The 17,942-nt window shown below is 42.0% G+C and carries 8 protein-coding genes; all 8 read left to right on the top strand.

Annotated features, from left to right (window positions below; genetic code table 11):
* Positions 1 to 17 precede the first annotated feature (17 nt).
* On the top strand, positions 18 to 1,052 hold the full coding sequence (locus tag ACTBZY_RS12910) for a sugar phosphate isomerase/epimerase family protein (protein ID WP_463046747.1): 1,035 nt from the start codon (positions 18 to 20) through the stop codon (positions 1,050 to 1,052).
* A gap of 81 nt (positions 1,053 to 1,133) precedes the next feature.
* Entirely contained in the window at positions 1,134 to 2,297 is a 1,164-nt protein-coding gene (locus tag ACTBZY_RS12905) for a Gfo/Idh/MocA family protein (RefSeq protein WP_463046746.1), read from the top strand.
* Between the two features lie 47 nt (positions 2,298 to 2,344).
* Positions 2,345 to 3,820, top strand: a complete 1,476-nt coding sequence (locus tag ACTBZY_RS12900; RefSeq protein WP_463046745.1) for a sugar ABC transporter ATP-binding protein — start codon at positions 2,345 to 2,347, stop codon at positions 3,818 to 3,820.
* A complete protein-coding gene (locus ACTBZY_RS12895) occupies positions 3,807 to 4,745 on the top strand; it encodes an ABC transporter permease (protein ID WP_463046744.1) in 939 nt (312 codons plus the stop codon). The genes ACTBZY_RS12900 and ACTBZY_RS12895 overlap by 14 nt, the downstream gene beginning before the upstream one ends.
* Before the next feature lie 9 nt (positions 4,746 to 4,754).
* A complete protein-coding gene (locus ACTBZY_RS12890) occupies positions 4,755 to 5,672 on the top strand; it encodes a sugar ABC transporter substrate-binding protein (RefSeq protein ID WP_463046743.1) in 918 nt (305 codons plus the stop codon).
* A 132-nt stretch (positions 5,673 to 5,804) separates the two neighbouring features.
* Positions 5,805 to 7,910, top strand: a complete 2,106-nt coding sequence (locus ACTBZY_RS12885) for a bifunctional aldolase/short-chain dehydrogenase (RefSeq protein ID WP_463046742.1) — start codon at positions 5,805 to 5,807, stop codon at positions 7,908 to 7,910.
* A 102-nt stretch (positions 7,911 to 8,012) separates the two neighbouring features.
* Positions 8,013 to 9,383 carry an FGGY-family carbohydrate kinase gene (locus ACTBZY_RS12880; RefSeq protein WP_463046741.1) on the top strand — a complete coding sequence of 457 codons (1,371 nt, stop codon included), beginning with the start codon at positions 8,013 to 8,015 and terminating at the stop codon, positions 9,381 to 9,383.
* An 853-nt stretch (positions 9,384 to 10,236) separates the two neighbouring features.
* The coding region (locus tag ACTBZY_RS12875; protein ID WP_463046740.1) for an Ig-like domain-containing protein at positions 10,237 to 17,942 on the top strand (7,706 nt) is incomplete at its 3' end.

Here is a 17,942-nt window from a genome sequence, read left to right as displayed (position 1 = left end):
ACCCAAACTAAAATATAATGAGTACTAATAATTATCCAAAACTACATAATGCTACTTGGCCAGGAATAGTAGGTAAAGGGCCCGATTCTGAACCCGCCATAGCCTTAGATAACATGTTAAAAATGACTGCCGCTGCTGAAGTGAACGGGGTCAAGTTTGATGGTGTAGATCTAGGACTTTTTGACCCACATTATGATCTTGATACTTCTGATGATGGCGTAAAAAGGTTGGCAGAAAAAGTAGCTGCTTATAACCTTTCCATAGGAAGTTTGGTAGCTCCAATCTGGGGTGGTCCTGCTATGGGAACCAAAGAGCAAAGAACAGAATTTGTAGAAATGGTACGTAAGTCTTGCGAAATAGGTCAGAAACTAAGAGCTATGGGCATAAGACCAAACGGAATAGTTAGAATAGACTCTGCCAGCAGTGTAGCAGACTGGGCAAAAGACCCTAAAGGCAATTCAAAATTAATAGCCGACACTTTCCGTGAAGCTTGTGACGTAGCTGCAGACTATGGTGAAAGACTGGCCGCAGAAGGAGAAATATGCTGGGGAGGAATGCAAAGTATGGATTACATGCTAGAAACCTTTGAGATGGTAGACAGGAAAAACATTGGTTTCCAGGCCGATATGTCACATACCACGCTCTATCTTCTTGGTTATAATGCTCCGGAACACAGGGTATTACCAAAAGATTTCAACTGGGACGACAGAGAAACTTTCTTAGCCGCTCTTAAAAAAATCACGGATAAACTAAGACCTTGGACCATAGATTTCCACGTGGCTCAAAACGACGGAACCGTACACGGAACAGGCTCGCATGATAAAACAGGACGCCACTGCCAAGCATTAGATCCTAACGGAAAACTAGACATCGCAAACGATGCTGGCTACTGGCTAAGGGATGGCTCTGGTGAATTAACAAAGGCATTTAAGCATATCTGCTGGGATGGATGTATGTTCTCTAACGAAATTATGACGCAGCCTCAAACATGGAACGACATCTTGGGAGCTATGATACAAGTAAGAGAAAAACACGGCTGGTACGAGGCCTAAAATTTAGCGGGATTTTGCCATCCCGCTAAATTCAAACTCATACATTTTTAACTCTATACTCAACCTGAAACATTAGAAAGAATGGCACAAAAAAAGAAACTTAGAATAGGATTAGTAGGCACGGGCCTCATGGGTAGAACCCATGCAAACGGCTATAACAGAATTCATAATTTTTTCCCTGATTTAGAATTCGAACCAGAACTTATAGCGGTTTGCTCTAGAAATGAAGAAAAAGTTAAGGCTTTTGCTGAGCAGTGGAACTTTGCCTCTTATGAAACCGATTGGAGAAAACTGATAGCTAGAGACGACATTGATGCTATAGATGTATGTACCCCTAACGACAGCCACGCCGAAATATCCATAGCTGCCGCCGAAGCTGGCAAAATGGTCTTATGCGAAAAACCGCTTTCTAGAACCATAGAAGAAGGTCAAAAAATGGTAGACGCTGCCGAAAAAGCAGGCGTTAAAACCACAGTATGGTACAACTATCGTAGAATTCCTGCGGTCACTTTAGCCAAAAACATTATAGACTCTGGTAAATTAGGCAGAATCTTCCATTACAGAGGAAACTTCTTACAAGACTGGACCATCAATGCCGACTTACCACAAGGAGGTGAAGGCCTTTGGCGTATGGATTCTAACGCCGCTGGTTCTGGAGTTACAGGAGATTTATTAGCTCACTGTATTGATTCTGCCATGTGGTTAAATGGTGGTATTAAAGATGTTTCTGCGGTCACAGAAACTTTCGTAAAAGAGAGAATGCATCAGCTTACTGGTAAAGTAGAGCCCGTCAAAATCGATGATGCTTGCCTTTTCCATTGTCACTTCGAAAACGGTTCTTTGGGTCTTTTTGAGGCCACAAGATACGCCAGAGGGCATAAAGCCCTAAAAACATTTGAAATTAATGGTGAGCATGCCTCTATCCGTTGGGACTTGCATGACATGAACAGACTAGAGTTCTTTGATCATGCTGATGAGTCTAAACTCAGAGGATGGCGTTCTATTCACGTTACAGATGGAGACCATCCTTATATTGACAAATGGTGGATTCCTGGTTGTGGTATTGGATGGGAACACAGTTTTGTACACCAAGTGGCAGATTTCCTTAAAAGTCTGGAAGACGGCAGCGACTGCTCCCCTACTTTCAAAGAAGCTTTACAGACGCAAAAAGTTTGTGAAGCCATCATTGCATCTGCAACAGAGAGAAGATGGGTGGATACCGGCGTAGACGGACAATTCGTATAAAATAAATGCAGCCTAGCAAATGCCAGGCTGCATTTTCTTAAAACCCTATGCCCCTTCTTCAAATCTCCCAAATTTCAAAATCATTTTCAGGAATACAAGTTCTTGAAAATATCTCCTTTGACCTTCAAGCAGGCGAGGTGCATGCCCTCATGGGAGAAAACGGAGCTGGTAAGTCTACTTTGATGAAAATACTCATGGGGATGCTCAAAGCAGACTCCGGCAGCATTTCTCTTTCAGGAGAAAATATCACAAAACTAGGCGTTCAGGAAACCCTAAAAAAAGGCATCGCCATGATTCATCAGGAAATCCTTATGGTTCCTGAATTGAGCATTGCCCAAAACATCTTTTTAGGAAAAGAAACCGCCACTTTTTCCTTTTTAAATGAAAAGCATATCAATCAGCAGACGCAAGAGCTGTTTGATAACATTGGTTTAACGCTAAACCCGATAAGCAAAATGAAGGATTTGAGCATCGCTCAAATGCAAATGGTGGAAATAGTCAAAGCGATTTCAAATGAGGCCAAGGTTATTATCATGGATGAACCTACCTCTGCCCTATCCGATAAAGAAGTGGGGAAACTTTTTGAAATCATCAAAGACCTAAAAAGCAAGAACGTGGCCATCGTTTATATCTCCCATAAAATGGACGAGATATTTCAAATAGCAGATCGGGTCACGGTGTTGAGAGATGGACATTATATGGGCACCAAAGCAGCACATGAGCTCAATAACAAAACCCTGATCAGTATGATGGTGGGTAGAGAAATTGACCATATTTATCCCGTCTCAAGTGCCAAAATAGGCCAAACACTACTCGAAGTACAAGGCTTAAGCTCTAAAGGGAAATTTGAAAACATCCATTTTGATGTTAAAGCGGGAGAAGTTTTAGGCATATCTGGATTGGTTGGTGCTGGCAGAACTGAAGTAGCTAGAGCCATAGCAGGGCTAGATAAATTTGACCGTGGTAAAGTGATTTTAGAAGGCAAGGAATTAAAGCTCAAAAGCCCAAAAGATGCGATTGCTGAAAAAATAGGTTATGTCAGCGAAGACCGTAAAGCCCTGGGTTTCATTCCAGATTTATCTGTCAATGAAAACCTAACTCTAGCCAGTTTAAAGGTTTACTCCAGTAACTATTTTCCGATAAAAAACCGTGAACAAACCGCAGGTCAAAATATGGTTAATGACCTTAAAATTAAAACAACTGGTCTCTCCCAAAAAGTAGGAAACCTGAGCGGTGGAAACCAGCAAAAAGTAGTCATTGGCAAAGTGCTTTTAACTTTTCCAAAGGTTATTATCTTGGATGAACCCACGAGAGGAATTGACATTGGAGCCAAATTTGAAATTTATAAACTCATCAGAACGCTGAGCAGTAAAGGAATTGCCATTATCATGATATCCTCAGAACTGCCAGAAATCTTAGGCCTTAGCGATAGGGTTTTAGTACTTGCTAGAGGCCAACAAACGGCCATATTATCAGGAAAAGAAGCCACTCAAGAAAACATTATGCAATATGCAATTCATTAAAAACCTCAAAGAATACGGCATATTTATCTCCTTTATAGTCACTTGTGCTATACTCTCTTATGCTACGCCGCAGTTTTTGAGTATGGCCAACTGGACCATTATAATCACACAAGTGTCTATCAATGCCTTGCTGGCATTCGGTGTGACGTTTGTAATTATCACCGGAGGTATAGACCTCTCTGTGGGCTCCATTGTGGCAGTAACCGGTGTGGTGGCGGCGTCATTGGCACAAAACGGCGACTACCCCGTAATGGTGGCCGTGGCTGGAGGTTTAATCGCAGGACTGGCATTCGGTTTTTTAAACGGTTTTTTAGTTACCAAGAGCAAAATTGCTCCCTTTATTGTGACCTTGGGCACCATGACCATAGGCAGAGGCCTAGCTCTTATACTGAGTAAAGGCAGGCCGGTTTCCAACCTTTCAGATAGTTTCAACTTTATCGGCAACGGGAAAGTTTTAGGACTCCCTGTACCCATCATTATTCTAATTCTTGTCTTTATCCTTAGTTCTGTGGCTCTTCGTAAAACCATTTTCGGAAGATATGTCTATGCCATAGGTGGAAATGAAGACGCCGCTTGGGCATCAGGAATAAGCGTTAATAAAATCAAACTTGCCGCTTATGCCATCTGTGGAGCTTTATCCGGTTTGGCGGGAATACTATTGACCGCTAGAATAAGCACAGGTCAGCCTAACTCAGGAATGGGTTTTGAACTTGATGCCATTGCCGCAGTAGTGATAGGCGGCACAAGTACCACAGGTGGCCGTGGAACTATGGTAGGAACGCTTATTGGAGTGCTGTTGATTGGTGTTATAAACAACGGCCTAGACCTTATGAACGTAACTTCTTATTTCCAGCAGGTCATTATGGGTATCATCATTATTGGAGCTGTATTGATGGACAGCTGGAATCAAAAAACGAGAAACTAAACAGTATATATGAAATCATTAAAATTACTTTTTTTTGCAGGTCTTATTTCACTCACAGCTTGTAATCCTGCCGAAGACGACGGTAAACTGGTTATAGGAGCTACCATGCTCAGTATGCAGAATGAGTTTATTGTAAACGTGGCTGACGAAATGGAGAAGAAAGCCACGGAAATGGGCGTAAAACTCATTATAGTTGATGCCGAAAGGTCTGCTCTAAAACAGATGGAACAGGTAGAGAGCTTTATAGCTCAAGGCGTTGATGCCATCATTTTAAACCCTTGCGAAGTAGAAGCCAGCTCTCCGGCCGTTGCCAGAGCCAAAGCCGCGGGAATTCCAATTATTAATGTCAACTCTGAAACCGCAGAAAAACCCAATGCTTTTGTAGGCTCAAATGACATGGAATCTGCCCGAATAGCCATGAATTATCTGGTAGATAAAATGGATGGAAAAGGAAATCTGGTGATGATTCATGGCTTTATGGGTCAAGCCGCTCAAATCCAAAGAGAGGCAGGTGCTAAAGAAATATTAAAAGCCCACCCTGACATGAAATTACTGGCAGAGCAAACCGGCGAATGGGACCGTTCTAAAAGCATGGACTTGATGCAAAATTGGATTCAATCTTACGGAAATAAAATAAATGCTGTTTTTGCTCATAACGATGAAATGGGCATGGGTGCCGTAAAAGCATTAGAAACGGCTGGACTAAAAGATAAGGTTCTGGTGGTAAGTATAGATGCCATTCAGGATGCTTTACAGGCCGTAAAAAAAGGAACATTGGATGCCACTGTTTTCCAGAATGCCAGAGAACAGGGAGCTGCAGCCATTAGCACTGCCGTTAAGCTGGCACTAGGACAGGAAACCGAGAAAGAAATATTGATTCCTTTCCAGTTAGTGGTCAAAGAAAACGTAAATGAATTCTTAAAGTAGAAAACTCGTAACTATCTAATTACATAGCAGTTACAAACGATAAAAAACAATATTTTCAACCAAGCAGTACAGTAAAGGACGGGATACCTATCCGACCTTAATAATTTAGCACCTATAAACAAGAACAACATCATGGACATTTCGGTTAAGAATTTTAAATATGTAGACTACCTGTGGGATTTCGAAAAAGCAGAGTCTTTAAAAAATGATCAAGTTGCGTTATTTTTATACAGATCTAACATCTTAGGTGCAGACCTAAGAATTACAAATTATGGCGGTGGTAACACAAGCTGTAAAACGATAGAGAAAGATCCGCTTACCAACGAAGAGCTTGAAGTGATGTGGATTAAAGGCTCAGGTGGAGACATTGGCACATTAACTCGCTCGGGTATAGCAGGTCTTTATACAGAAAGATTACGCAACCTTAAGAACGTTTACGAAGGTCTGGCTGACGAAGACAGAATGGTTGGCCTTTTTAATCATTGCATATATGACTTAGACAGTCGTGCCCCTTCTATTGACACGCCTCTTCACGGTCTTTTACCTTTCGCCCACATTGATCATCTTCATCCAGACGCCCTTATTGCGGTAGCTGCGGCAGAAGACAGCGAAAAAGTAACCAAAGAAATCTGGGGAGATACCATGGGTTGGGTGCCTTGGCAGCGTCCTGGTTTTGACTTAGGTCTTCAATTGGAAAAATGTTTGGCAGATAATCCAGGCATCAGAGGTATTGTTTTGGGTAGCCATGGATTGTTTACTTGGGCCGACAACTCCTATGATTGCTACATCAATAGCCTTGAGGTCATTGAGATGGCATCGGAATACATTGAAAAGAAAATTGCTGAAAAAGGAAGCGTTTTTGGTGGACAAAAAATAGAAAGTTTACCTAAGCAAGAGCGTTTAGATAAAGCCGCTGATCTCATGCCACTTTTACGTGGAATGTGTTCCTCCGAAAACCGTATGATTGGGCATTTTACCGATGCCGATGTGGTTTTAGAGTTTATCAACAGTAATGATTTGGCAAGACTTGCTCCTATGGGAACTTCTTGTCCTGACCATTTCTTGAGAACCAAAATTCAACCTTTGGTATTAACACTTGACGCCAACGAAGACTTATCAGATTCCGAAGCTGTTTTAGCCAAGCTAGAGCCTGCTTTTGAAGCCTATAGAAAAGAATATCAAGCATACTACGATACCTGCAAAAAGGCGAATAGCCCAGCGGTAAGAGATGCCAACCCGGTCATTATTATATACCCAGGTGTAGGTATGTTTAGCTTCGCAAAAAACAAACAAACTACCCGTGTAGCCAGTGAGTTTTACATCAACGCCATTAATGTAATGCGTGGTGCCGAAGCCATTACGGCTTACACTTCCCTACCAAGACAAGAAGCTTTCGACATAGAATATTGGCTTTTAGAAGAAGCAAAATTATCTAGAATGCCTAAAGAAAAGCCTCTTTCTAGAAAAGTAGCTTTTGTGACGGGTGCAGGTGGTGGAATTGGTAAGGCCATTGCCGACAAATTAGCACAAGAAGGAGCCAATGTTTTCTTAACGGATATTGCCGAAGATAGACTAAAAGAAGCCGTAGGAACTTACGGTGGTGATACTGCAGCATATGCAGTTTGTGACGTAACCAACAGCAGCTCTGTAGCAGAAGCTTATAAAGCAGCTTGTTTGGAGTTTGGTGGTGTGGACATTGTGGTACACAGTGCAGGACTGGCCATTTCTAAACCACTGGCAGACACCACAGATGCAGATTGGGACATCTTACAAAAGGTATTGGTGAAAGGTCAGTTTGAACTTGCCAAACAGTGTGTAGGCGTTATGCGTAAGCAAAAACTGGGCGGAGATTTCATTAGCATTGCCAGTAAAAATGGTTTAGTAGCAGGACCAAACAATGTGGCTTATGGCACGTCAAAAGCGGCTCAACAGCACATGGCTAGATTATTAGCCGCAGAATTAGGCCCAGAGAAAATCCGTGTAAACACGGTTAATCCTGATGGGGTGATAGTAGGAAGTAAAATCTGGGAAGGTGCATGGGCAGAAGGCAGAGCCAAAGCTTATGGCATAAAAGTAGAAGAACTACCCGCTCACTATGCCAAAAGAAACTTGATGAATGAAATCATTTATCCAGCAGATATTGCCAATGGCGTATTTGCTTTAGTAGCAATATTAGAAAAAAGTACCGGAAACATTATCAATGTAGATGGCGGTATGGCAAACGCATTTGTAAGATAAAAATTTAAATAAAAAAACACCAGAGCCTTCTGGGTCTGGTGTTTTTTTTTACGATTATAACTACTGTTCAAAGCTTCCGTTTTGAACCACTAGTATTCCATAATGAAACAAAAGGTAACCGCAATATTTGACATAGGAAAAACCAATAAGAAGATTTTCCTATTTGATGAAGACTTCCAAGAAGTACATAAGGCGTATGTACGGTTTGACGAGATTGAAGATGAAGACGGCTATCTTTCTGAAGATATTGAAAAGTTGAAAAAGTGGGTGGTCGAGACTTTTGACAACATACTATCCTCTGGAAAATACGAAATTACAGCTCTTAACTTTTCTACCTACGGTGCCAGTTTTGTGCACATTGGAGGAGATGGAGAGGTGGTATCTCCTTTGTATAATTACACCAAACCTTACGACAGCTGTATTGAAGCTATTTTTTACGCCAAATACGGCCCAATAGACAAATTCTGTCAAGAAACTGGCTCTGCAAAATTGGGTATGTTAAACTCTGGTTTGCAGCTCTATCTTATCAAGTACAAACAGCCAGATCTGTATAAAAAAATAAAATACTCGCTACACTTACCGCAGTTTATCAGTTTCCTTTTTACAGGCACACCTTTAAGCGAGTACACCAGCATTGGCTGCCATACTGCCCTCTGGGATTATAACAAAAACGACTACCACCGCTGGGTCTATGAAGAAGGGATAGATAGCAAATTACCCAAAATAGTATCTACCGAAAGTAGCCTAGACATGAATTACAAAGGTCATCAGATGAAGATTGGTGTGGGTATTCATGACAGTTCGTCGGCCTTGGTTCCTTATTTAAGAAGCTCTGAAAAGCCTTTTTTACTGGTTTCTACCGGCACATGGAGCATAACACTGAACCCTTTTAGTGATGGCATTTTAAACCTTGCAGATTTAAAGGAAGACTGTCAGAACAACATGCTTATAAACGGCGATGCCGTAAAAGCTGCTCGGCTTTTCTTGGGTAATGAATACAAACTACAGGTTAAAAAATTAACCGAACACTACGGCGTAAACCACGAAACACATAGAACAGTCAAATTTGACAAAGCCATTTTTAAGCGTCTCAACAAAGACTTTAAACGGTATTTTTCTTGGGAGAGTTTAAATGACAACAATGCTCCTAGCGAAACAACATTACCTTTTGAGACTTTTGAAGAGGCCTATCATCAAATGATGCTGGAGCTGGTTAAACTGCAGGTAAGAAATATTGAAATAGCCAAGGGCTCAGATGATCTGAGAAACCTTTATATCGATGGCGGCTTTAGCGATAACGACATTTACATTAAACTCTTAAGCTACTATTTAAGTGATATGGAGCTAAGAACTACAGATTCTTCTCTAGGCTCTGCATTGGGTGCAGCCATCACTATTTCTGAGGCCACATTAAGCCCAGAATTCTTAAAGAAAAACTACTCCTTAAAAAAACACGAACCTATCATTTTATAAAAACCTTTACAGCATTTTCAAAGCGTAATGTTCCTAGAGCATTACGCTTTTTTGTTTTCTTCAAAAAGGAAAAGCTTTTCTTCCCTCCGAACAATGCCCTAAAATTTTATCCTAGTATTAAGTTTCCTAAAGCCACGCAAAAACGGAGTGAAATCGAGTTAGAAACCATGAATTTCAGATGGAAAATAGTGCAAAACAAAGGAAAGCACATTCCACCAAAGGGTAAAGAAAACATCTACTCAAAAACGAACTTTTTAGGGCTTAAAAAGCACTCTTATTTACCAAAAATAAACTAAAATTAATAGCGGTTTAAACACTACTACTTAAAGAAATTTGGGAAAATTTGGTCTAAACCCTGGAAATTTAAACTTCATACTTTAAGCAAATTTCAACATCAACACTAACTACTCACTTTCAGTGATTTACATCCTTCATTCGAGTTAATCCCAAATAGGCAACTACCGCCATAAACCTTTCATTTGTCCTTCAATGATACCACTTGGTATGAAAATTGAACACAAACATGTAACAAGTGCTATTTCTTACAGAGGTCGTACTTAAAAAAATGTTTTCTAATGCTGTTTACTTTAAAACTAATAACTGGATTTCAATCCATGGGCTTCGGAAGTTCTTCGAATTTTCTAGCCCTTGGCGTTTTACTATACTTATGCCCAGCCCTCGTTAAAACAGCTATTATAACGCATTTACAAAGTGCCTATGGCTCATTAGCAACCGCCATACGGGACACTATCACTTCAATTAATAAAAACTTTACTGACCACTATCAAGTCCTACTTCCTAGTGTGGCAAAGCTTCAATCAGCAATTAATCCATTCATAATCAGACTAGTATTATGAAAAAAAATATCCGACTGCCATTATTTCAAATGAAATCCCTAATGAAGACCAAAAGGTTCGAAGCTTTACCGATTTGTACAAAGCCTATTTCTGTCAATTTTAAGCTGACAGAAAGTAGAATGCCATACCTTTTGTTCTTGATCATTGGACTTGCCTTTGGTTCAACAGCCTCCTTATATGCCCAAACCACCGTCGTTAGATCCATTACACTTTCTACGGACGACATAGAGGAAGAAGGCTCAGCAGGAAATTATGGACATATGTATCATGGCTCTACCGATATAGAATTAACGGAAGATAACGAACCCACTGCCACCGGAAACCAAAAAGTAGGTTTTAGATTTACCAGCTTAAACATTCCTGCTGGTGCAACGATTACAAACGCCTATTTGACTTTCAGAGCCATAGCTGCGGATGCTCCAATGACCAATAGCCAAGCAACAAACTTGACGATTAAGGCTCATAAATCCACAAGTGCTCCAACCTTTAGTTCGACCAATTTTGATATTACCAATAGAACAGCAACTACGGCAAGCACTTCATGGACAAATGTATCCAGTTGGAGTACGGGTTCAGATTATAATTCACCAAACCTATCAACAGTTATTCAAGAGTTGGTCAACCAATCGGGATGGAGTACCAGCAGCCCAATAGCCCTCCTTATTACTGGTTCAGGACATCGTTCATTGAGCAGTTATGAAGGTGGTGGCGTACCAGCTAAATTGACCGTTACTTATACCACCGCTCCTCCTATTGTAGTAACTCCGTCCTTAACACATGAAACTTGTGCCGGTGCCAATAACGGGACAGTTAATTTAACAGTTTCAGGAGGAACCCCTCCTTACTCCTATACTTGGTCGGACGGCTCTACTTCAAAAAATAGAACTGGTCTAAGCCCAGGAACGTATAAAGTAGCGGTAACTGATGCCGCATCTGGTTTGGCAACTGATTTCTTAACCATCAATGTAGGATCGGGTCCCTCCTTAAGTTTAGCCATCACCCAAGAAAGCTCGCAAGGTGCTGGCGATGGGGCCATAAACCTAACCGTAACCGGTGCCACACCAACAGTAGGCTATCAGTGGAAAAAAAACAACATCAATTATGCGACTACAGAAGACATTAGCGGCCTCGGAGAAGGTACCTATGCTGTAACTGTGACAGACGGATGTCCTTCTACCACTACCATTTCAGGAACCATTGCTCAGTATGTTAACAAACACCTCTATCTCTCCGATCCAAGTCAGGCACTTGATCGCATAGATCCTGTGGCAACAGCAGATGCTACAACATCATCTACTCCAACTATTTCATTAACTGGAGGATGCAGTGAATTCAGTGCTCACGATGATTTTAGCTCAGTTTCGTATAACAATTTCCCAACAGAATGGAATTCTGCTTGGAGTGAGAGTAGTGATGATGGGTCTCCAACTGGAGGTACCATACGAATTGTGTCTGGTCAACTTCGATTTCAACAAGCTGGCACTTTGGACTATATTCAGCGAAGTGCTAACCTTACAGGTGCTACTTGTGCCCAGTTAAGCTATTACTGGCAAACCATTGGATTAGAGGAGGAAATTGAAGTTTGGATTTCAGCATCTCCAACAGGTACATTCACAAAATTAATTGGCTATACCGGCCAATCAGAAAGTGGTAATGCCAGTTTTAATATTTCTGCCTACATTTCATCCCAAACTACTATTAGGTTTAGGAACAGTGGAGCCAACTGGTCGGCTACTGATGATCAGGCATTTTTTGACAATGTCCAGATTGCTTTCGGGTCAACATCAAACCCAACTACCACCTTCACCCAAAGCCCAATTTTATGCAGTCCATTGACCATTTTTGCTGGTAAGACCATCACAGTGAGTAATTATGTGAGTGTTGTCAGTGGCACAATGCCTGCCAATCCGAATATTACCGCCGTTTTAAAATACGGTTCAACCAATATTATCACGCTCAGCAATCCCACTTATAGCGGAGGTATATTGACTTGGACGGGCACGCTAGCTTCCAATGTAAGCGTACCAGCGGGGCAAGCCATTGCCTTACAGGTCACCACAGCACAAACTGGCGTAACTTTTAAGATAGATTATGACAGCCAATCAAAACCCTCCAAAATAGAACTACCCGTCACTACGTTTATAAAAATCAATTCCTATGCAGCATACAATGCCCCCTATCCTAGCGGCAGCATTATAAGCAGTGCAACTGCGGGCGATATCGTTTATTTACGCTCCGTAGTGACCGATCCATTTGGAGCATCCGATATCACAGGATTAGACTTCAATATTTCTGGCAGCTCATTAGCAGCTACTTTGAAAGCGACTGCCGGCTGTACCAAAACCTTTGAATACGCTTGGAACTCAACAGGAGCAAGTGGAAACGTATCTCTTCCTGCTACTGCAAAAGAAGGGTATGAAGGCACCGTGACGGATGTGCGTCAACTTAGCGTAGTCTTTTGTACACCGGTGATAGGAGACCCTACCTTCACGGTGGGTGCCACATCCAGATGCCAAGGTGCTGGTACGCAACAGTATACCGCTACATCTACGAATGCTACTGGAATTACTTATAGCCTCGATGCTACCACCGCAGCATTCGCTGGCAATGCTATCAATACGTCTACGGGATTGGTGACTTTTGCTGCGGGATGGAGTGGCACTTCTATCATTACGGCTTCGGCTGCAGGATGTGGGGGGGTAAAGACAACAACGCGTAGTCTAACCACTACGCCTACTGTAGGCACTCCTGTATTTACCTTAGGTGCCACGTCTTCACGTTGTATCGGAGCAGGCACTACCGCCCCATATACTGCCACCGCAACCAATTCAACGGGTATCACCTATAGTTTGGATGGAGCAAGTATAACAGGTGGCAATAGTATCAATCCTGCCACAGGTGCAGTGACTTTTGTTTCCAATTGGACCAATACTTCTACCATCACAGCATCGGCAGCAGGTTGCAATGGCCCTAAAACGGCGACTCATACTATCACTACCACCATCATTAAAGCCATAAATGATAATGCAATAGGGGTGAGGGGTGAGCCATTAATTATCAATGTACTAGCCAATGACGAATGTGATATAAATGCTTCCTCTATTTCCATCATATCCCAACCGATTCATGGTTCATTGCAGATTGGCACAAATGGTTCAATCACCTATTTACCAAACGGTAGTTATATCGGCACAGACCAGTTTACTTATCGTGTTTGTAGCAATCTATATCCTGCGACCTGCGTTGATGCAGGTGTTGCTCTGACTATAGCGGGTAGTATACTTGATCCATGCTATGTAGCCAATAAAGCTCAAACATTTTATCTGCCATTTCCAGAAAACGAAACACAAGTACGAAAGTCCTTAAAAAGTGCTGGAAATACATCTAACCATGGAAATAGTGTACAATCAGTGACTAGTTTTACAGTTCCTTATGGTAGTACCATTATTACCTATGACCACTGGGAAGATGGTTACGAAACGGATTTACACTTTCCTGTTCAATCCAGTACGCAAGTTTGGGGAGACGGGAATACCAGTAATGGCATAGCACCTGGTTATCCTACAGATATTATTCCTCCTGGTGGTTATGTTATTCTCGATAACACGTTTACCTACAATCCAAGAAATTCAGCCACTATCGTTTATGATGGGAAAGATAAACTGTATTCCTCCAATGATATTTCAGTTTCGAAATATGTAGGTGATGCAGGAGAAATAAACGTACAAAGTTTCAAGACAAACGTTTTGGATATCAGCAGTTTTGGTAAACTTTTTGTTGCTCCATTTGGTGAAAATATTACCCTAGGAGGCACTCCTGCCTTTAAATATACGGGTATGTTCGTAAGGGCAGCCACAAATGGTACCATTGTAAAACTTGATTATGATGGCAATGGCACTGTAGACGCAACCAAGAGCCTAAATGAAGGAGAAGTATGGCTTTATGATGGCACAGCATCAACCATTGGGACTTCCACAGATATCAATAATGCAAATGATATTAAAGCAGGTGCTATCCTCACCGCTAATTATGATGTAGGCGTGGATATGGTGTTTGGTGATATCAGCAATTATGGTACGCGAAATTTTGCCTTATTACCTGGAGCTTATTATAGTAATTCTTACATTACTCCAGTATATACCTCTGCTTCTTCCGGCGTCCCTGTATATGTATTTTTTACGAATACATTGAATACCCCAATCACCATAAACTGGACCTCTGCTGTATCTAGTGGCTCCATCGTAGTGCCCGCTAAAGGAACTAACTACCATAACTTGCCAGCTGGAGTTGTCTCTGGTTATAAATATCAAAGTGCAAGCGGAGATTCTTTTTCTGCCATATCTATTATTGATGCGGATGATCCTGGAACATCCTATGACTGGGCTTTCAACTTGTCACCTACGGAACGCTTGACCAATTTCGCGACGATTGCCTGGGCTCCTGGTTCAGAAAACTTGACCAAAAACTACAATCCTATCTGGGTAACACCAAACGCCCCAACAACATTATACATAAAATATGATGGAAACCTTACTTCTACTACAGGCCCTTTCAGTCCTGTAAATGGTATTCCTTATGATGCCGCAGTTTCCTTAACCACCCTTCAGGGATACCGTGTTTTGGATAACACGGATAATAACCAGACAGGTACAGCTCTATTTACAGAGAACGGAGCAGTGTTTGCGGCAGCTTGGGGACAAGATGCTAAAGATTATTCTGGCAGTGGAACCATTCCAACTGGAGGATCTGCCGTCTCTCAAGATGTAGGATATACCTTAATGCCTAAATGTTTGTCCAGGTTAATTTTGGCCAATGATGATTATAGATCTATTGAAATAAATACCCCAGTAACTATAAATGTAGCTAGCAATGATGGAGGTTTTTTAGCCACACCAGATCCTAAATCTGTAAGTACTACAGGACTTTTGCAACCTAAACATGGTACAGCAGTTTTAAACCCAAGTGGTACCATCACCTATACACCCAATCCAAACTTTGTTGGAATTGACACCTTAGAATATAATATATGTGGGGTAAGTAATACCACTGTATGTGATATAGCTACGGTCTATATCAATGTGGCTTGTGTTCCTGTATGGACTACAGAAAATAAAGTAAAAGGTACCGTTTATGAAGACGTGAATGCCAATGCCATCTATGATGCAGGTGACGTACCATATCAAGGAGCTGTGGTGTCTGTTTATAAGGACAATGGCGTAATAGGTACTTATGAAGCGGGAACTGATGTCTTTGATGGCACAGCTACCACTACAGTCAATGGCACTTATACCCGTACCGTCACCTCTGGTATAGGAAAATATATTATGCGAGTGACCTCAGGACTTCCTCAGGGAGCCACATTTACGACAGACAATGTTGAAACCTCAAACTTTACAGCAACTGGTCAAGCAGATTGTATGAATGATTTTGGTTTAAATTTGAATTATCCTCCTGTTAGTAAAAATGATGCATTTAGCGTTTGTTCCAATATACACATTGATGGGAATTTGTTTGCTAACAATGGTAATGGCGTAGATTCTGATCCAGATGGTGATTCTTTTACGCTTACCAAAATAAATGGTTCTACCGGAAATGTAGGAAGCCAGATCACTTTACCTTCAGGAGCCCTACTTACTGTGACCGCTGCTGGCAATATGACTTATGACCCTAATGGAAACTTTAATACAGGCGGAAGTGATTCATTTACCTATAGAATTAATGATGGATTTGTCGAAAGTAATTTAGCCACTGTAACCCTTACCATTCAGAAAGCATTAAAAGCAGGAACAAAAGGAACTTTACAAATTTGTCAAGGTGAAACGGTAACCGCATCCATGCTGTTCAGCAGTCTAGGAGGAAGCCCTGATCCAGGCGGGGTTTGGTCACCAACATTAGCGGGTGCAGGAAATTATATCTATACGCATGCCGCAACTGGCGTTTGTCATGTTGAAAATGCTGAAGTAATGGTAACAGAGCAAGCTCCACCAGTAGCGGATAGTCCAGATAATGTAACAGAATGTCAAAGTTATACCTTACCAGCCTTAAGTGCAGGGAATGCCTACTGGACTGGTTCTGGAGGAACTGGTACGCAAGTGGCAGCAAATACAGTTATTACCACAACCCAAACATTATATGTTTATGCAGCAGCTACGGCTATTTGTCCAGCAGACCAGAATTCAATTTTAATAACGATAAATAATAATCCTGCTGCTCCTACGGCAAGTGTTACCGCTCAACCTACTTGTACCACACCAACGGGTACTATTGTCATAACAGCACCTGCACCAGCCTCAAATGTAAGCTATACAGTTACAGGGACTAGTCCAGGGATCGATGGTGTAACTCAGTCAACAACGACCTTTGCGGGTCTTGCTCCAGATACTTATAGCGTAACCACTACGAATACAACGACAGGTTGTGTTTCTTCTGGAACTAGCTTAACGGTGAATCCAGTACCTGCTAATCCTGCTGCTCCAACAGCCAGTGTTACCGCTCAACCAACCTGTACCACACCAACGGGTACCATCGTAATTACAGCACCAACTCCAGCAGCAAATGTCACTTATACCGTAACAGGAACAAGTCCTGTTGTCGCTGGCGTAACAAAAACAACAACTACTTTCGCAGGTCTTGCACCAGGAACTTATAGCGTAACCACTACGAATACAACGACAGGTTGTGTTTCTTCTGGAACTAACTTGACGGTGGATCCAGTACCTGCAAATCCTGCTGCTCCTACGGCAAGTGTTACCGCTCAACCAACTTGTACCACACCATCTGGTACCATCGTAATTACAGCACCAACACCAGCAGCAAATGTCACTTATACGGTGACAGGAACAAGTCCTGTTGTCGCTGGCGTAACAAAAACAACAACGACTTTTGCAGGTCTTGCACCAGGAACTTATAGCGTAACCACAACAAATACAACGACAGGTTGTGTTTCCTCTGGAACTAGCTTAACGGTGGGACCTATTCCTCCTTGTCCTGTGACTGAGAAAATAACGGTGCCTTCTTCTACAGGGGGAACCATGAGCAACATCGCTTCTAACGATAAAGTCAATGGACTTCAAGCGACCTTGGGTGCGGGTGGTAATGCTACCGTAGCCGTGAGTGGTACTTGGCCAGCAGGCATAACATTGAACCCTACTACGGGGGATGTGGACATTGCTATCGGAACCAAGCCGGGTCTTTATCAGATTGAATATACTTTATGTGATACTTTATCACCAGTCAACTGTGCCAATATGATGGATACCGTAACGGTAACTTCTGTGATACAGCCTGTGACTGAGAAAATAACGGTGCCTTCTTCTACAGGGGGAACCATGAGCAACATCGCTTCTAACGATAAAGTCAATGGACTTCAAGCAACCTTGGGTGCGGGTGGTAATGCTACCGTAGCTACGAGTGGAACTTGGCCTGCGGGCATTACGCTGAACCCTACTACGGGGGATGTGGCCATTGCCATCGGTACTAAGCCGGGTCTTTATCAGATTGAATATACTTTATGTGATACCTTGTCTCCAGTCAACTGTGCCAACATGATGGATACCGTAACGGTAACTTCTGTGATTCAGCCTGTGACTGAGAAAATAACGGTGCCTTCTTCTACAGGGGGAACCATGAGCAACATCGCTTCTAACGATAAAGTCAATGGACTTCAAGCGACCTTGGGTGTGGGCGGTAATGCTACCGTAGC

This window comes from Arcticibacterium sp. (assembly GCF_055134445.1).
The sequence above is the reverse complement of the archived record's forward strand: the minus strand, read 5'-3'. Positions and strand labels throughout refer to the sequence as shown.

What these genes read in the sequence shown, in the direction of transcription:
- ACTBZY_RS12910 (WP_463046747.1), top strand. Translation starts at nt 18, where the DNA reads ATGAGTACTAATAATTATCCAAAACTACATAATGCTACTTGGCCAGGA.
- ACTBZY_RS12900 (WP_463046745.1), top strand. Translation starts at nt 2,345, where the DNA reads ATGCCCCTTCTTCAAATCTCCCAAATTTCAAAATCATTTTCAGGAATA.
- ACTBZY_RS12890 (WP_463046743.1), top strand. Translation starts at nt 4,755, where the DNA reads ATGAAATCATTAAAATTACTTTTTTTTGCAGGTCTTATTTCACTCACA.
- ACTBZY_RS12895 (WP_463046744.1), top strand. Translation starts at nt 3,807, where the DNA reads ATGCAATTCATTAAAAACCTCAAAGAATACGGCATATTTATCTCCTTT.
- ACTBZY_RS12885 (WP_463046742.1), top strand. Translation starts at nt 5,805, where the DNA reads ATGGACATTTCGGTTAAGAATTTTAAATATGTAGACTACCTGTGGGAT.
- ACTBZY_RS12880 (WP_463046741.1), top strand. Translation starts at nt 8,013, where the DNA reads ATGAAACAAAAGGTAACCGCAATATTTGACATAGGAAAAACCAATAAG.
- ACTBZY_RS12905 (WP_463046746.1), top strand. Translation starts at nt 1,134, where the DNA reads ATGGCACAAAAAAAGAAACTTAGAATAGGATTAGTAGGCACGGGCCTC.